This window comes from Rhizobium sp. NFACC06-2, from assembly GCF_900101425.1.
Lineage (GTDB): Bacteria > Pseudomonadota > Alphaproteobacteria > Rhizobiales > Rhizobiaceae > Agrobacterium > Agrobacterium leguminum.
Map to the genome: position 1 here is coordinate 186,662 of NZ_FMVA01000007.1, position 15,672 is coordinate 202,333.

Here is a 15,672-nt window from a genome sequence, read left to right on the forward strand (position 1 = left end):
CGGAAGAGAGACATTCATCTGCACCTTCCCACTCATCTAGGGACGGTCCCGGCGTAGGCACTTCGTCCCCTCACCAGCGGATACTATACCGCGCACTCACCCCCGGCCGGAAATGATCCGCATAGCCCTGATCGAGCGTCCCGCGCACAGTCAGGTGATCGCCCAGTTTCTGCTCCACCGCCACGCCGCTGCTGAACTCGTTGAAACTGTTACGGCTAGCCCCCGTCAGCACAAAGGCCGTGCCGGTCTCGGAGCGGGAAAGACGCAACGACTGTGACACATCAAGCCCGTTCCATTGCTGCGCCGTGCCGTCATAACGCACGGTGAAATTGCGGTTCGCCTCGATATCCAGCTCCGGCGTGACGATGCGCTTCTGCTGCGAGGTCACGGAAACGCTGCTCGACCCCGTCAGCGCATTGAAGATGACGCCGACATCGCGAGCGAGCGAGACGCCTGGCAACTGTTCGGCCAGCAGCGTGACATTACCCCACACCCGCACCGGTGTATCCACCACCTGCCCCGTTTTGGAAGCGCTCATGCCCATCTCCAGCCCCGCGCGAATGGGCGTATCGACCGGCAGTTTCGCGCCAATGCGCGCCGTATAGGAACGGTCGGAATTCTTGACCGGCTTCCAGATCAACCCGGCCTCATCGGCATGGGCGGCCGTGGCTGCGGTGAAGAACAATAATGCAAGGGCAGAACCCGTTCGGAGCGACATATTTGTCCCCTGGCAAATTAAGGGCGCGCCAGGAGAACCCGGCAGGCACGGTAAAAGCTCAAGGCCAATGGTTTGGCAGCGATGAGGCCACATGAAAGCGACGCGCAATGCCCGAACAACCGCATGCAGCGGCCGGGGCAAATCATGCTGCGCAGGGTGCCAGATGAACGGGAGATGAACAAGAGCAGATGCAGCAAAAAATCATGCTGCACTGCATTGTGATCGGTAAGCTTCCCATGAGCGGTGCGCCGACCGCTTGACGAATCGGCTTTTTCCAACGGATATTTGTCAACGCGTAGCCTGCGCCTAACCTCCACGACCTTCCCCAGCAAGGTCTTCAATGGAGGCAAAGGGACCATTGTCTCAGGCAATTGTCTTGGTCCGATCGTTTCGGGCGGGTTGCTGGGGAACTGCGTCCGGGACGTGAAAGGCCTGACAATGACGCAAAATAGCAATCTAAAACGGCGTGTAAGAGCGCGCGCAGCCAAAACCGGCGAATCTTATACAGCTGCTCTCCAGCATATTCGCGGAATATCGGACGCTCCTTTGAGCAACTTAATACGAGTGGCGGTCGCGCAGACATCCTTGTTCAACGACCCTCGTGACGTCTCCGCCCTAAAAATTTGCGGACAAGAAATACGCCGTCTCATGGACGATGCCCACAAAGCTGGCGCTCGTCTCATACATTTCCCTGAAGGGGCAACGTGCTGGCCACATAAACGGATCATGTCAGAGACTGGTCCGGGGCAAATCGGACCATCCGACTGGACACGCTTTGAATGGGAGACTCTGCGCGAAGAACTGGAGGCGATCAGAAAACTCGCGCGTAAGCTGAAGCTTTGGACAGTTCTGGGTGCGGTCCATCGACTGACAGCGCCGCACCGGCCATATAACAGCCTGTATGTCGTCTCCGATCGTGGGAAGCTCGTCACCCGCTACGATGAGCGTCTTTTGTCGAAAACCAAAATCTCGTTCATGTACTCACCGGGACACATTCCGGTGACGTTCGAAGTCGATGGCTTCCGTTTCGGTTGCGCGCTTGGCATGGAAGCGCACTATCCGGAAATATTCATGGAGTATGAGAAGCTGAATGTCGATTGCATGCTGTTTTCGACCGCAGGCGAAGATGCTTCCAATGCCCCTGCGTTTGCCGCCGAGATATTGGGACATGCAGCGAGCAACACCTATTGGGTCAGCTATTCAACCCTTGCCGCCCAGAGCCCCGGCGCGCCTTCCGGAATCGCAGCGCCGGATGGTCAATGGGTGGCGCAATGCCCGATGAACGGTTTACCAGCTATCGCCCTCGCAGATGTCATCATAGATCGCGAACATCCCGCGCGACCATGGCGCAGAAAAGCTCGCACCGATCTCTACACCCCTCATCAGGTGGATAACGATCCGAGAAGCGACGGCCGGAAGGAGTTCTAGCATAGCGGCCAGTGGCGATGATTATGCCGCTGGCCAACCGGTTCAAGGCCGACCACATCGCATCCTGAAACAAACAAAAAGGCCGCAGCTTTCGCTACGGCCCCTTGTTCAATCAGCTTGCACTGAAGAAGATTATTCGGCGTCGCCTTCGGCGGCCTTCTTCTTGGCCGGAGCCTTCTTCTTCGGAGCGGCTTCTTCGCCTTCAGCGGCGTCGTCAGCCTTGGCAGCAGCCTTTTTCTTGGCCGGGGCCTTCTTCTTGGTTTCCGTTGCTTCTTCGGCGTCGTCAGCCAGCAGCTCTTCCTTGGAAACGGTCTTGTCCGTTACCGAGATTTCGGAGAGCAGCTTATCGATGACCTTTTCTTCGAAGATCGGAGCGCGCAGCGAAGCGGAAGCGCCAGGCGTGTTGCGGAAGAAATCGAGGATTTCCTTCTGCTGGCCCGGGAACTGCTGCAGCTGCTGGAACAGCGCGCGCTGCATTTCTTCTTCGGTCACTTCAACGCCGGCCTTTTCGCCGATTTCGGAGAGAACGAGGCCGAGACGGACGCGGCGTTCAGCAAGCTTGCGATATTCTTCGCGGGCTTCTTCTTCGGTCGTGTCTTCGTCAGCGAAGGTCTTGCCGGACTGAGCGAGATCGGTGTTGATCTGGCGCCAGATATTGTCGAACTCGGCGTCGACGAGACCGGCCGGCGTGTCGAACTTGTACATCTCGTCCAGCTGGTCGAGGATCTGACGCTTGACCTTCTGGCGGGTGATGTTGCCGTACTGGCTTTCGATCTGGCCCTTGACGATTTCCTTCAGCTTTTCAGCCGATTCGAGACCGAGCTTGGTGGCCAGTTCGTCGTTGATTTCAACAGCAGCGGCAGCAGCGACTTCCTTGACGGTGATGTCGAAGTTGGCTTCCTTGCCGGCAAGGTTTGCAGCCGGGTAGTCAGCCGGGAAGGTCACGGTGATGGTCTTTTCATCGCCAGCCTTGACGCCGACCAGCTGGTCTTCGAAGCCGGGGATGAAGCGGCCCGAACCGAGAACCAGTTCGGCATCTTCGGCAGCGCCGCCGTCGAAGGCAACGCCGTCAACCTTGCCGAGATAGTTCATGGTGACGCGGTCGCCATCGGCGGCCTTGCCCTTCTTGGGCTCGTAGGTGCGGGCGCTTTCGGCGATCTTCAGGATCTGCTCATTGATTTCGTCTTCAGAGACTTCAACAACTTCGCGGGTAACCTTGATGCCGTCATTGGCCTTCAGTTCGATGGCCGGAATGATTTCATAGGCAACGGTGAATTCGAAATCGGATTCAGCCGACAGGATCTTTTCGGCTTCCTGCTCGTCTTCGGTCATGGAGATGGCCGGCTGCGTCGCAGACTTTTCGCCGCGGCTGGAGAGGATTTCGGTCGGCTTTTCACGAACCAGCTCGTTGACGAGGTCGGCCATGATGGACTTGCCGTACATCTTCTTCAGGTGGCCCATCGGCACCTTGCCGGGACGGAAACCGTTGATGCGAACCTTGTCCTTGGCGTCAACCAGGCGCTCGTCCAGACGGGCCTTCATGTCGGCAGCCGGGATAACGACCTTGAGTTCGCGCTTCAGCCCTTCAGCGAGCGTTTCGATAACCTGCATTTTCTCAAACCTTCACATCATGGCGGCGGTGCTCAGACAGCCGTTGGTTTACTTTCGAGCACTGCACTGGAACAACGTTCCGGCCGTGGCTTCTGTTATTTCGTTGCACAAGCGCCTGCCGGACACCTTAGCGCCCGCGCCCGAAAAAGCTTGAGGGACACCCCGAAGCTCCCCGCATCTTATAAAGATGCACTCTGGCGCAAGCGTGGCGCAGCCATGCCTTGCTTGTGGTGCGGGTAGAGAGACTCGAACTCCCACGCCGAAGCGTTGGTACCTAAAACCAATGCGTCTACCAATTCCGCCATACCCGCACGTTGGGCGGCGGTATGTCACAATGTTCAGAAAGGGTCAAGCACGCCTTATCGCCGCCTTTCGTTTCCTCCGGACTTTTCTCATCCCCCGCGCGGGTGGCGGGAGGCGGCCGCCCTCTCCGCTTATGCGCGGCCCGCGCCGGGGGACAGGGCGAAACAGCCGGACAGAGGCGATTTGGCACGGAAAACGGCAAGCGGCACCGCATCCGCCTCCCATCGCCTTCCCGATCCACCTCGCCCGGCGCATCGCATGCAGGCGGGCGGAGAAAACAGGCAATATTTATGCGGCTACATTGACATTATATATACCGCGCGCCCCAGCCCAGTTACCCGATTGCCGGCCCCTGCTGCAGACCAGCAATTGGGGGGGCTTCCGCACCCTGCCCCGCCCCTTATCCGGTCATCCCTCAAGCCTTCGCACTGCCGAAGCCCCGGGCGACCACCAAAAGCACACAAATTGGTCACAAATTATGCATGAATCGCCGCAATCGGCTCGTTTTTCGGGCTTGCATTGCAATGCGTGCATAGGTGACATCTTGCTTTGTCTGTTTTTGTTTTGATTAAACCGATTATATTCATGGTCATACAGAGATCGAGTTCAGCCCCGGACCAAAGCCTCCCAAGACTGGCCGCAGAGACTGAACAGCACGAAGAGGAAGATGAAAATGAACATTGCACGCTCGCTCACCAACTGGCGCAAGTATCGTCAGACCGTAACCGAACTCGGCCGCATGACCGACCGCGAACTGAGTGACCTCGGCATTGGCCGTCAGGACATCCGCCGCGTCGCCAAGACCGCCGTCGGCTTCTGATTATACGCCCCGCCGCTTCTTGCGGCGGATGCGAGACGACCTACCCAAAAAGGCCTGAGGCTCCCGCCTCCGGCCTTTTTTCGTTTTGGGCGGTTCTCCAGGTCGAAGCGGCATTGCCACAGCCGCTCGCGGGGTCGGCAGATGAAAAATGCATCGATGGCCGACAATCTGCGCAGCGCCCGGATAGCGTCCGAGCCCTCCCCGACGCACCTTTTTTACACCGGAAAGTCCCTTTAGCGCCGCCAAAGGCTGCCAAACCCGTCAGAACCGCCTGAAACACAGGCATTTCCGCTCATATTTTGCTCAGATGATATTCAAAGCCGCAAATTTAGCCGACATACTGCACAAATGCATGGCAGTAGCCTAAATTCTGCACTGCACAACATGGCTCAATGTCTATATATAAACCTCAACAGCCGAGAGCACAGAGAAACGCTGAGCCGGCAGACGAAATCAACAGAGATAGATTGAGGAAACGACCATGAACCCCATCCGCATCGCAAAGAACTGGATCTCCTACCGCCGCACGATCAACGAACTTGGCAGCCTTTCCAACCAGGCTCTGAGCGACATCGGCCTGACCCGTTACGACATCCGTAACGTAGCAGCCCGTTCGTTCCGCTAAGGCGTAAACGATCGTCCCGCTGCCCGACCTCCAGGGCGCGACGATTGAGCGACAGGTAAAAAAAGCGGCGCCTCTGGCGCCGTTTTTGATTCTGGGGTTTGGCTGGAGGAACCAGCCTTTTAGAAAGGCGCCCGGCATCGCGGCATATTTCTTCTCCCCGCCGGGGAGAAGGTGGCCCGAAGGGTCGGATGAGGGGGCAACGCCAGCGATAGACCGCACGCTCGCCCCCTCATCCCGCTGCCGCGACCTTCTCCCCGGCGGGGAGAAGAAACAAGTGGCAGCCGCTCGCTTCAAAATGCGCGCCTGCTCCTCGATCCCGTCGGGAGCTTGGCGGCCCCCAAGCCTCCATTCTCAAAAACATTTGGCTGCCCCGGCCATGCATGCTAGTGCATCCGCAAACAATGCCGCGTCCCTCGGGACCCGTGCGGAACAATCACTCGAAAGACAGCCGCCGGACGGGAGCCTTTGCCCCGCGGAGGCCCATGGACGCCAGCATGCAAGACAAGACCACTTCTCCCATTCACGTCGTGGGCGGCGGGCTGGCCGGCTCGGAAGCCGCATGGCAGATCGCGCAGAGCGGTGTGCCCGTCATCCTGCATGAAATGCGCGGCGTGCGCGGCACGGATGCGCATAAGGGCGATACGCTGGCGGAACTGGTCTGTTCCAACTCCTTCCGCTCGGACGATGCGACGGCGAATGCGGTCGGCGTCATCCATGCCGAAATGCGGCTCGCCGGTTCTCTGATCATGGCCTGCGCCGACAGGCACCAGGTGCCGGCCGGCGGCGCGCTTGCCGTCGACCGCGACGGATTTTCCGAGGCCGTAACGAAAGAGCTGGAAAGTCACCCATTGGTGACAATCATCCGCGAAGAGGTGAACGGTCTGCCGCCGAAGGAATGGGGCAACTCGATCATCGCCACCGGCCCGCTCACCTCGCCGGATCTCGCCGCCGCCATCCAGGCCGAGACAGGTGAGGATGCGCTTGCCTTTTTCGACGCCATCGCCCCCATCGTCCACCGCGACAGCATCAATATGGATATCTGCTGGTACCAGTCGCGTTACGATAAAGTCGGCCCCGGCGGCACCGGCAAGGATTACATCAACTGCCCGCTGAACGAAGAGCAGTATAACGCCTTCATCGACGCGCTGATTGCCGGCGATACGGTGGGTTTCAAGGAATGGGAAGGCACGCCCTATTTCGATGGCTGCCTGCCTATCGAGATCATGGCCGAGCGCGGCCGCGAGACGCTGCGCCACGGCCCGATGAAGCCGATGGGACTGACCAACGCCCATAACCCCACGGTCAAGGCCTATGCCGTCGTGCAGCTGCGACAGGACAATGCGCTCGGCACGCTCTACAACATGGTCGGTTTCCAGACCAAACTGAAATACGGCGTTCAGGCGGATGTATTCCGCATGATACCGGGCCTCGAAAATGCGGAATTCGCCCGCCTCGGCGGCCTGCACCGCAACACCTATATCGATTCCCCGATCCTGCTCGACCGCTCGCTGAAGCTGAAATCGCGGCCGGATCTGCGCTTTGCAGGCCAGATCACCGGCTGCGAAGGTTATGTGGAAAGCGCCTCCGTCGGCCTCCTCGCCGGCCGCTTCGCCGCCGCCGAACAGAAGGGCGAGGCCCCGAGCCTGCCGCCGGCCACCACCGCGCTCGGCTCGCTCCTCAACCACATCACCGGCGGCCACCTCTCTTCCGATGATGAGCCGGGAAAACGCTCCTTCCAGCCGATGAACATCAATTTCGGCCTGTTCCCGGAACTGGAGCCTGGCTCCATCGTCAAGCCGGAGGGCGTGAAGCGTTTTCGCGGCAAGGACAAGACGATCATGAAACGCCAGCTCATTGCAGCGCGGGCGTTGCGGGATTGCGCGCAGTGGCTGGGGACGGTCGAGACCGCCCCGGCAGCCGGTGCCGCGCAGGATCATTGAATGATCGAAGTACTGGCCAGGCAGCGTTCCGTGGCCAATACCGTCAGCGAACATTCCAGAAGGACCAGTCCGACTTGCCCTTCTGATATTTGTAGTGCCGCGAGAAATACGGATTGACCGTCGCGACATATTCGAACTCGATGGTCGTAGGGCGCAGGAACGAGAATAACGGGCTATATTTATAACGCCCCGAAATTACGATGACGGCTTCTTCTTCCTTGAAATTCCCCGCCTTCAGCATCTTGTCCCAGGTGACGGCTTCTGCAGAACCGAAGAAGTTGTAAGGCGCAAATTCGACAGTTGCGACACCGCCCACGAGCTTGGCGCTCCGCAAGGTCAGGTCGAGCTTGTCCGGATTGAGAGGCTGCCCGGCCTCAATGACGAAGGTTTTGACCCCTGTCCGCACCCGTTCCTCAAATTCCGGGAAACGGGCGGACCAGCGGGCAGTATTATCGACGACAGTAACGAAACGATCGTAACTCAGCCAGCCACGACCGGTCTCGATCATCACCGCCAGAAAAATGATCAGCATCGGCAAGAGCAGGGAGAATTCCACCGCGGCCACGCCGGCGCGCGACCGAACCATGGCGACGATGACGGATTTCAGCCGAAACACCATCATTCCGTCACCCGAACAGCGGTGATCGCCAGAGAGATATTCTGCAATTGCGGCTGCTTGCCGTCGACGCTGGGGATCAGCAGACGCGTGGTGGGCAGAATGAACTGCCAGTTGTAACCCAGCGCCAGAAGATATTGCCCGGCTTTTTTATCCGGCGCCTGAAACTTGTTCTCGACCGGAAATGTCAGCGGCACGGTGGTGAAATCCGCATCCGGGATCGGGACAAGCGTTATCTTCATGGTCTTTTCAGTCGTACCGAGCAGGAAATTTGCGGCGATGACCTGCCTGAACTCGGCTTCGGTAACTGCCGTGTGGCTTGCCACTGCCTTGCGCAGCATTTCCGCGCCGGCATTGGCCGCCGTTGCCAGATTGAGAGTAAGCAGCAGCGCCAGACCGACTTCGAAAATGCCGAAGACCAGCAGAAAATAGACCGGCATGAGCAGCCCGAACTCGACGGCGGTGGCCGCCCGGATGTCGAGTGCATAAGAGCGGAACCACGCGAGCCCTTTATTTCGGTGAATCGACATACGTCACCTCAAAAGCCGTGATGATGCCGCCGAGACTGTCGCTTTTCCCACCTGCGGCAATCGTCAGCTTGTAAAGGGAATAGATATCGACTGTGATCGAATAGCTGCGGCGTTCCCAGTAGACCTTGTCCTTTTGGGCCATTGCGATGATCTTCTTTTCCGAACCCAGCTTCGGACGCAGAACCTGCAGGGAGATATCGACGTCGTTGGTGCCGCCATAGGCGTCGTTACGGCCATTGTACCAGACCGAAACCTCATATGTGCCGGGATGCAGTTCCACATATTTGAAGATCGAACTGTTGGCGTCCCGTCCGCCTCTCCCTTCCCAGTCGCTGTCCAGTTCCACCACATATTTGGTCGGCGGTATCCGGGCATTCTGGCCAGTTAGCTTCCCCGACTCTACATCATAGCCCTGCCAGTTATGTCTTGCCCGGCACTCGGCATTGCTCCAGTCCTGAAGCTCGATGCCCGGCCCCGTGCCGCCATCCCATCCGATTTCCGCATAGGTGTAGACGCCCCAGCACCCTTTCGGAGTCCTGGCGCTCTTACCGTATTTCAGAACCCGCTCGACGCCGTTCAGCCGGTCGAATGTGTTGTTGACGATCACCTCGCCATCATAGGGATAGGGAGGAATGCCGCCGCAGCGGTAGGCCAGCTTGTAATCTATCTTTTCGACGTTGAATAATGATCCCAGCATCGTCCTGTAGGTGAACTCCGCCTTGATATCGGTGGTCAGCCAGTCGATCGTCGCATCGCGGCTCACCACCTGCTGTTTGGTGGAGCTGATGAGCGCATCGAACGTATCGAGCACATTTTTGCGGCGCACTTCATCGAGAGGCACATTCGTCCGGGTCGGTTTGGTCGAACGCTCACAGGCCTGCGCTATCACCCGCTTTGACTGGCTGTAATAGGCCAGCGCCCGGCCGCCTTCGAAAAGCAGCCCGAAAGTGAACAGAAAAATCGGCATCAACAATGCCGTGATAATCGCAAAATTTGCCCGCCGATCCTGAAGAAGCAAGCGGAAATGACACGCCAACACGTTCAATTTTCTCTCAATATGAAACATCTGCGATGATCGCTTTTCATCCAACCGCCACGGATCGCCCCGGCTCCTCCCCAGCCGGACACACAAAGACTGCAGCTCGGCGAAATCCCCCGGACCACAGGATACAAACTCAGCAAAATAGCTGAGGCTCGCCGCGATCATGGCGGCGCGACACAAGTGGCGAAGGCCAGTTGTACTCGGGAGATAAAGGTATTTTACGGAACCACCGATCGATGGCAGCCCAATTTCATTCGTCATTTTATATGGCGAATTAAACACCAGATTCGTAAATTAAAGATCACCCGAACGTAGAAAATAGTATTTAAAATCATATATTTAAATCAGATATTCGTAATTTATTATAGTCGAAATATTCACGGGAATACGCGAGGTCGATATTCGACTGCGGATACAATCTTGCCGAGGCTCGCTCTTCTCCTCCGGCAGGGGGACGGCTTCACTTTTTTGGTCGTAACTGAGACGTGAAGGTCGCTTTTGCCCCTTGTCCCTCCAGCCAAGCTCGGGCAAAACAGCCCTGTTCAATCACAAGACAATGCCAGGAGATAAGATATGGACGTTCGCGCCGCCGTTGCCATTCAGGCCGGAAAGCCGCTTGAGGTCATGACCGTTCAACTCGAAGGCCCGCGCGCCGGCGAAGTGCTGGTTGAGGTCAAGGCGACCGGCATCTGCCATACAGACGATTTCACCCTGTCGGGTGCCGATCCGGAGGGCCTGTTCCCGGCCATTCTCGGCCATGAGGGCGCGGGCGTCGTCGTCGATGTCGGACCGGGCGTCACCTCGGTCAAGAAGGGCGACCATGTCATTCCGCTCTACACGCCGGAATGCCGCGAATGCTATTCCTGCACCTCGCGCAAGACCAATCTGTGCACCTCCATCCGCGCCACACAAGGACAGGGCGTGATGCCGGACGGCACCTCGCGCTTCTCCATCGGCAAGGACAAGATCCATCATTATATGGGCTGCTCGACCTTCTCGAACTATACGGTTCTGCCGGAGATCGCGCTCGCCAAGATCAATCCCGACGCGCCCTTCGACAAGGTCTGCTACATCGGCTGCGGCGTGACGACCGGTATCGGCGCGGTCATCAACACCGCCAAGGTCGAGATCGGCTCCACAGCGATTGTCTTCGGTCTCGGCGGCATCGGCCTCAACGTGCTGCAGGGCTTGCGCCTTGCCGGCGCGGACATGATCATCGGCGTGGATATCAACCCCGACCGCAAGGCCTGGGGCGAGAAGTTCGGCATGACCCACTTCGTCAACCCGAAGGAAGTCGGCGACGACATCGTGCCCTATCTCGTCAACATGACGAAGCGCAATGGCGACCTGATCGGCGGCGCGGATTACACATTCGATTGCACCGGCAATACCAAAGTCATGCGCCAGGCGCTGGAAGCCTCGCATCGCGGCTGGGGCAAGTCGGTCATCATCGGCGTTGCCGGCGCCGGCCAGGAAATCTCCACGCGCCCGTTCCAGCTCGTCACAGGCCGCAACTGGATGGGCACTGCCTTTGGCGGCGCACGCGGCCGCACGGATGTGCCGAAGATCGTCGACTGGTACATGGAAGGCAAGATCCAGATCGACCCGATGATCACCCACACCATGCCGCTCGAAGACATCAACAAGGGCTTCGACCTGATGCACAAGGGCGAAAGCATTCGCGGCGTCGTGGTTTATTGATTGGATAAGACAGAGGCGGACGCGCGTAACCGCGCGCGCCCGCGTTTCATACAAATGTGATCGCCTCCAACCCGCTGCAGCCATTGCGATTAACGGGACGGTAAATCTATCGTCGTAAGCCGATACTACGCGGCGGAGTTGAAAATCCCTCCCCGCCCAGAACGACGCCAGACCTGCGGAGAGCGACCCTGAAAATCGTACCGATCGACAACGCAAACCGCGTCGCCGCCGTCGCTCTTCTGGCGAAAGGCTTCCCGGAAAAAACCGAGGCCTTCTGGTCGCGCGGTTTGTCGCTCGTCAGCGAACATCACGAGCGGCGCGAACTCGGCGCTATCGGGCAATTGCTGATGAAGGGCGACGATGCCGCAGGCGTTCTGCTGACGATAAAAAGCCGTCTGCCGCAGACCGGCAGGATCGTCGTCAACCTGTCCAGCTGGTATGTGGAGCCTTCCTGCCGCTGGTTCGCCCCGCGCATGTTGCAGATGGCTTCCTCCAGCGAGGATGAACTCTTCACCGACCTCACCCCCTCTCCCGAAGCCTGCAAGCTGAATGAGAGGCTGGGCTTTGCGACGGTGACCGATTGCACGCTTTTTTATCCGCTGCCCTTTGCAGCGCTTCGCCCGGCAAGCGCACGGCTGCGGCCGCCAGGCGAGATAAAACCGGAAATACTCTCCGCCGAAATGCGCGACATGCTGGAAGACCACGCCCGTCTCGGCTGCATCGTGGCCGTGATGGAGGCGGAGAACCGCCATTACCCGCTGGTCTTCCTGAAAACCACGACCAAAAGATTGCCATCCGCGCGCCTCATCCATTGTGAAGACCGGCAGGTCGCGCAAAGGCACATATCCGCAATTGCCCGCCACCTTCTTGGCCATGGCCGGCTTGCGCTGACCATGGCGGCAATGGGCGCAGAGCGAAAGGCCGGCGGGCTTGCCGCACATAAATCTGCACCGATACAAGTAAAAGGCGCATGGAACCCACAATTTATTAACGAAACATACTCAGAGTTGGTGTTATTGCCACCGTAGGTATTCTAGTGAATCGTGCGCGACTTGACGGAATCTTGGCCTTTACAGAAAAAGTGCCGTTCCGGGCAGGTCATTGGGAAAGACGTGGGAAATCGGAGAACGAGCATGCTTGCAGCGAAAAAGAGTGAAATCGACGTTGCCGATACCATCTATTCCTATCTCTCCAACCGTTTTCCCGCCTATGCCCCCTTTTCCGCCGATACGCTGCTTCTCGAAGGCGGCGTAATCGATTCGCTCGGCTTTCTGGAACTGATGATTTTCCTCGGCGAAAGTTTCGGCATCATTCTCGATGACGAACATTTCACGCCCGACAATCTCGGCACACCGGCCGATCTCATCGCCTTCGTCCTCAGGGAACGGAGGAGATGACACCCCATTTCCTGCTGCACCACCTGCTTACCGCACATGCACTAAACGACGATCAGGCCCTCGTTTATAAAGAACACTCTTTGAGTTATCGCGGATTCGCTGTAGCTGCTGCGTGGTATGCCGCAGCATTGCAGGCAAAGGGAGCGGAACGCGGAGACCGCGTCGTCATCTATCTACCGCGCGGCCTTGAGGAATGCTGGTCGATCTTCGGTGTTAGCATGGCCGGCGGCGTTTTCGTTCCCGTCAATGCGCTGCTGAAGGCGCAGCAGATCCGCCATATCGTTAGCGATTGTGGCGCGAAAATCGTCATCAGCAGCGCGGCGATGATGGATGAGTTGAAGGCGGCGCTGGTAGACCTTCCCGATGTCACGGTGCTGCTGGCGGAAGAGATCGAAACCCGCGCAACGCCTGCCCGCCCTTCAGCGGCAATCGGCGAAGACCTGGCCGCCATTCTTTATACCTCCGGCTCCACCGGCTCGCCGAAGGGCGTGATGCTGTCGCACCGCAATCTTCTGGCCGGCGCGCGCATCGTGCGTACCTATCTGGAGATTACGGCCAAGGACCGCATTCTCTCCCTCCTGCCCTTCAGCTTCGATTATGGCCTGAACCAGTTGCTGACGGCGGTGGAACAGGGTGCGGCCACGATCATCTCCACCTTCCGGCTGGGCGATGAGATCGTCCGCGATCTGCGCGACCATGCCATCACCGGTCTCGCCGGCGTGCCGACGATCTGGGCGATCCTGACGAAAGCGGCCCCGTCGCTCACAAAGACGCCTCTGCCGCATCTGCGTTACATCACCAATTCCGGCGGACGCGTGCCGCAGGAAACCGTAAAAGCGCTGCGCGAGAAGCTGCCGGATACGAAAATCTACCTGATGTACGGCCTCACGGAAGCCTTCCGCTCCACCTTTCTGCCGCCCGATGAAATCGACCGCCGCCCGACCTCCATCGGCAAGGCCATTCCCGAATGCGAAATCTTCATCGTCACCGCCGAGGGACAAAGGGCAAAGCCGGGTGAGCACGGTATTCTCGTGCATCGCGGTCCGACCGTCTCGCTGGGTTACTGGAACCGGCCGGAGGATACGGCAAAGGTGCTGCGCCCTCACCCCTTCATTCCGGCGGCAATGGGCGGTGAGACCGTGTGTTATTCCGGCGATCTGGCGGTGGAGGACGAGGATGGTTTCTTCAGCTTCGTCGCCCGCAACGATGCGATGATCAAATCGTCGGGCTATCGCATCAGCCCGACCGAGGTTGAGGAAAGCCTGATGTCGACAGGCCTTTTCCAGCAGGTCGCCGTCATCGGCCTGCCGGACCCCTTTGCGGGCGAGAAGGTCCATGCCGTGGCGACTGCCGCCAACCAGAATATCGATGTAACGGCGGCTCTGAAGAAGGCCGCCGAAATGCTCGCCCCCTTCATGATCCCGCGCGCCATAGAACTGGTGGAACGGCTGCCGGTCACGGCCAATGGCAAGGTGGATTACCGCGCGCTGGTGCGCGAACGGACGGACAATGGCGCCAACGGATAAATCCCAGAGCCACGGCCCGGCCTTTGCAGCCGCGTTATTCGACACAAGCGAGAACGATCTGATGATCGGCGGACTTCCGGTGCGCGATATTGTCGCCGGGACCGGAACGCCTTGCTTCCTCTACGACGCCGCCGCCATGCGCCGCGCCTATCGCGATCTCGAAACCGCGCTCGGCGGCTTTGCCGATATCTATTATTCGGTGAAGGCCAATCCCCTGCCCGCCATCGTCTCGCTTTTCCGGCAGGAAGGTGCGGGTGCAGAAATCGCGTCCGTCGGTGAATACCGCGCCGCCATCAAGGCCGGTGTCGCAGCGGAGAACATCATCTTCGCTGGCCCCGGCAAAGGCATGGCCGAGCTGCGCGAAGTGATCGAGGGCGGCATCGGCGAAATCCACATCGAAAGCGCCGAGGAAATCACCCGCCTCGAGGCAATCGGCAAGCCGGTCAAAGCCTCGATCCGCATCAATCCGGTGCCGGATGCACAGGCCGGCGCAATGCGCATGGGCGGCAAGGCCACGGCCTTCGGTTTCGATGAGGAAGAGCTGGAAAATGTCCTGCCGCTCTTCAAGGACGCCCGATATATCGATCTCGTCGGCGTTCATATTTACGGCGGCACGCAGATCCTCGATGCCGACATGCTTGTCTCCCAGTGGAGACACGGCATTTCCCTTGCCGCGCGCTTGGCCGGGATGCTCGGCAGGCCGCTCGAAACCATCGATCTCGGCGGCGGTCTCGGCATTCCCTATTTCGCAGGCGAAACGCCGCTCGATCTTGAAAAAGTCAGCGCCGCCATTCCCGACCTCAAGGCGCTCGTAAAGGCGCATCCGCTGATAACCGACGCCCATGTCATCGTCGAACCCGGCCGTTTCCTCGCCGGTCCCGGCGGCGTCTATGTGGCGGAGGTGAATTCGGTAAAGACCTCGCGCGGCACTACCTTCGTGGTGATGGATGGCGGCATGCACCATCACCTGGCCGCCTCCGGCAATCTCGGCCAGATCGTCAAGCGCAACTATCCCATCGTCGCACCTGCCATGATGCAGGCGGAGCATGAGGAAACGGCAACCATCGTCGGCCCGCTCTGCACGCCGCTCGATACGCTCGCCCGCAATGCGGCGCTGCCGAAGCTCAAGGCCGGCGATCTCCTCGCCATCCTGCAATCGGGCGCCTATGGCGCCAGCGCCAGCCCTGCGGGTTTTCTGAGCCATGCGGCGGCGAAGGAAGTGCTGGTGGAAAATGGGGTGTTTGAGGTAATCGGGCGCTGAGGGCGTTTGGTAGCGAAAACCGTAGCCGGCTTTCCTAGGGGCATACATTTGGCGGCCTACCTCGGAGCTTCCTCCAACCTCCCTCATTCCTGTGCTTGTCACAGGAATCCAGTCGACGCACGTCTGTGCGGCGGGAGAAGTCTTTTCAGCCAAG

The 15,672-nt window shown here is 59.0% G+C and carries 14 protein-coding genes and 1 tRNA gene; 9 read left to right on the plus strand and 6 right to left on the minus strand.

Annotated features, from left to right (window positions below; genetic code table 11):
* Positions 1-70: 70 nt before the first annotated feature.
* Complete coding sequence (locus F3H58_RS14255; protein WP_149742656.1) at positions 71-718, minus strand: hypothetical protein; 648 nt, start codon at positions 716-718, stop codon at positions 71-73.
* A gap of 438 nt (positions 719-1,156) precedes the next feature.
* Here F3H58_RS14255 and F3H58_RS14260 point away from each other — a divergent pair, with 438 nt between their 5' ends.
* Positions 1,157-2,146: a carbon-nitrogen hydrolase family protein gene (locus tag F3H58_RS14260; protein WP_149742657.1), complete on the plus strand. Its 990-nt coding sequence runs from the start codon at positions 1,157-1,159 to the stop codon at positions 2,144-2,146.
* 132 nt (positions 2,147-2,278) lie between these two features.
* Here the strand turns inward: F3H58_RS14260 and tig are convergent, their stop codons facing one another.
* Together tig and F3H58_RS14270 are read right to left on the minus strand one after the other, a co-directional pair.
* A complete protein-coding gene (gene tig / locus F3H58_RS14265) occupies positions 2,279-3,757 on the minus strand; it encodes a trigger factor (RefSeq protein WP_078053057.1) in 1,479 nt (492 codons plus the stop codon).
* Positions 3,758-3,985: 228 nt separating this feature from the next.
* Positions 3,986-4,068, minus strand: a tRNA-Leu gene (locus tag F3H58_RS14270).
* A gap of 665 nt (positions 4,069-4,733) precedes the next feature.
* On the opposite strand from F3H58_RS14270, the gene F3H58_RS14280 reads away from it, so the two are divergent.
* The 3 genes from F3H58_RS14280 to trmFO all read left to right on the plus strand — a co-directional run bounded on the left by F3H58_RS14280 (position 4,734) and on the right by trmFO (position 7,445).
* The gene (locus tag F3H58_RS14280) at positions 4,734-4,880 is read left to right on the plus strand and encodes a DUF1127 domain-containing protein (RefSeq protein ID WP_004433052.1); all 147 of its coding nucleotides are present in this window, start codon (positions 4,734-4,736) and stop codon (positions 4,878-4,880) included.
* Between the two features lie 481 nt (positions 4,881-5,361).
* Positions 5,362-5,505 carry a DUF1127 domain-containing protein gene (locus F3H58_RS14285; protein ID WP_003495735.1) on the plus strand — a complete coding sequence of 48 codons (144 nt, stop codon included), beginning with the start codon at positions 5,362-5,364 and terminating at the stop codon, positions 5,503-5,505.
* A gap of 482 nt (positions 5,506-5,987) precedes the next feature.
* On the plus strand, positions 5,988-7,445 hold the full coding sequence (gene trmFO / locus F3H58_RS14290) for a methylenetetrahydrofolate--tRNA-(uracil(54)-C(5))-methyltransferase (FADH(2)-oxidizing) TrmFO (RefSeq protein WP_188128920.1): 1,458 nt from the start codon (positions 5,988-5,990) through the stop codon (positions 7,443-7,445).
* 43 nt (positions 7,446-7,488) lie between these two features.
* On the opposite strand, the gene F3H58_RS14295 is transcribed toward trmFO, so the two are convergent.
* From F3H58_RS14295 to F3H58_RS14305, 3 genes are read right to left on the minus strand one after another with little or no spacing between them, the layout of a single operon-like run.
* Positions 7,489-8,067 carry a TadE/TadG family type IV pilus assembly protein gene (locus tag F3H58_RS14295; RefSeq protein ID WP_149742659.1) on the minus strand — a complete coding sequence of 193 codons (579 nt, stop codon included), beginning with the start codon at positions 8,065-8,067 and terminating at the stop codon, positions 7,489-7,491.
* On the minus strand, positions 8,064-8,591 hold the full coding sequence (locus F3H58_RS14300) for a TadE/TadG family type IV pilus assembly protein (RefSeq protein ID WP_149742660.1): 528 nt from the start codon (positions 8,589-8,591) through the stop codon (positions 8,064-8,066). The genes F3H58_RS14295 and F3H58_RS14300 overlap by 4 nt, the downstream gene beginning before the upstream one ends.
* Positions 8,572-9,657, minus strand: coding sequence for a TadE/TadG family type IV pilus assembly protein (locus F3H58_RS14305; protein ID WP_149742706.1), 1,086 nt, complete (start codon positions 9,655-9,657; stop codon positions 8,572-8,574). The genes F3H58_RS14300 and F3H58_RS14305 overlap by 20 nt, the downstream gene beginning before the upstream one ends.
* A gap of 549 nt (positions 9,658-10,206) precedes the next feature.
* Between F3H58_RS14305 and F3H58_RS14310 the strand changes: the two genes are divergently transcribed.
* From F3H58_RS14310 to F3H58_RS14330, 5 genes are all read left to right on the plus strand, one after another.
* Positions 10,207-11,334 carry an S-(hydroxymethyl)glutathione dehydrogenase/class III alcohol dehydrogenase gene (locus tag F3H58_RS14310; protein ID WP_003525152.1) on the plus strand — a complete coding sequence of 376 codons (1,128 nt, stop codon included), beginning with the start codon at positions 10,207-10,209 and terminating at the stop codon, positions 11,332-11,334.
* Positions 11,335-11,621: 287 nt separating this feature from the next.
* The gene (locus tag F3H58_RS14315; protein ID WP_188128921.1) at positions 11,622-12,362 is read left to right on the plus strand and encodes a hypothetical protein; all 741 of its coding nucleotides are present in this window, start codon (positions 11,622-11,624) and stop codon (positions 12,360-12,362) included.
* A 105-nt stretch (positions 12,363-12,467) separates the two neighbouring features.
* Positions 12,468-12,731: an acyl carrier protein gene (locus tag F3H58_RS14320; RefSeq protein WP_127756912.1), complete on the plus strand. Its 264-nt coding sequence runs from the start codon at positions 12,468-12,470 to the stop codon at positions 12,729-12,731.
* Positions 12,728-14,257, plus strand: coding sequence for an AMP-binding protein (locus tag F3H58_RS14325; protein WP_149742662.1), 1,530 nt, complete (start codon positions 12,728-12,730; stop codon positions 14,255-14,257). The genes F3H58_RS14320 and F3H58_RS14325 overlap by 4 nt, the downstream gene beginning before the upstream one ends.
* On the plus strand, positions 14,241-15,518 hold the full coding sequence (locus F3H58_RS14330; RefSeq protein WP_188128922.1) for a type III PLP-dependent enzyme: 1,278 nt from the start codon (positions 14,241-14,243) through the stop codon (positions 15,516-15,518). The genes F3H58_RS14325 and F3H58_RS14330 overlap by 17 nt, the downstream gene beginning before the upstream one ends.
* Positions 15,519-15,672 lie beyond the last annotated feature (154 nt).

Excerpts from the sequence above, each read along its gene's own strand:
- F3H58_RS14305 (WP_149742706.1), bottom strand. The coding sequence starts at position 9,657 with ATGTTTCATATTGAGAGAAAATTGAACGTGTTGGCGTGTCATTTCCGC.
- F3H58_RS14330 (WP_188128922.1), top strand. The coding sequence starts at position 14,241 with ATGGCGCCAACGGATAAATCCCAGAGCCACGGCCCGGCCTTTGCAGCC.
- F3H58_RS14300 (WP_149742660.1), bottom strand. The coding sequence starts at position 8,591 with ATGTCGATTCACCGAAATAAAGGGCTCGCGTGGTTCCGCTCTTATGCA.
- trmFO (WP_188128920.1), top strand. The coding sequence starts at position 5,988 with ATGGACGCCAGCATGCAAGACAAGACCACTTCTCCCATTCACGTCGTG.
- F3H58_RS14280 (WP_004433052.1), top strand. The coding sequence starts at position 4,734 with ATGAACATTGCACGCTCGCTCACCAACTGGCGCAAGTATCGTCAGACC.
- F3H58_RS14310 (WP_003525152.1), top strand. The coding sequence starts at position 10,207 with ATGGACGTTCGCGCCGCCGTTGCCATTCAGGCCGGAAAGCCGCTTGAG.
- F3H58_RS14325 (WP_149742662.1), top strand. The coding sequence starts at position 12,728 with ATGACACCCCATTTCCTGCTGCACCACCTGCTTACCGCACATGCACTA.
- F3H58_RS14255 (WP_149742656.1), bottom strand. The coding sequence starts at position 718 with ATGTCGCTCCGAACGGGTTCTGCCCTTGCATTATTGTTCTTCACCGCA.
- F3H58_RS14260 (WP_149742657.1), top strand. The coding sequence starts at position 1,157 with ATGACGCAAAATAGCAATCTAAAACGGCGTGTAAGAGCGCGCGCAGCC.
- tig (WP_078053057.1), bottom strand. The coding sequence starts at position 3,757 with ATGCAGGTTATCGAAACGCTCGCTGAAGGGCTGAAGCGCGAACTCAAG.
- F3H58_RS14285 (WP_003495735.1), top strand. The coding sequence starts at position 5,362 with ATGAACCCCATCCGCATCGCAAAGAACTGGATCTCCTACCGCCGCACG.
- F3H58_RS14320 (WP_127756912.1), top strand. The coding sequence starts at position 12,468 with ATGCTTGCAGCGAAAAAGAGTGAAATCGACGTTGCCGATACCATCTAT.
- F3H58_RS14295 (WP_149742659.1), bottom strand. The coding sequence starts at position 8,067 with ATGATGGTGTTTCGGCTGAAATCCGTCATCGTCGCCATGGTTCGGTCG.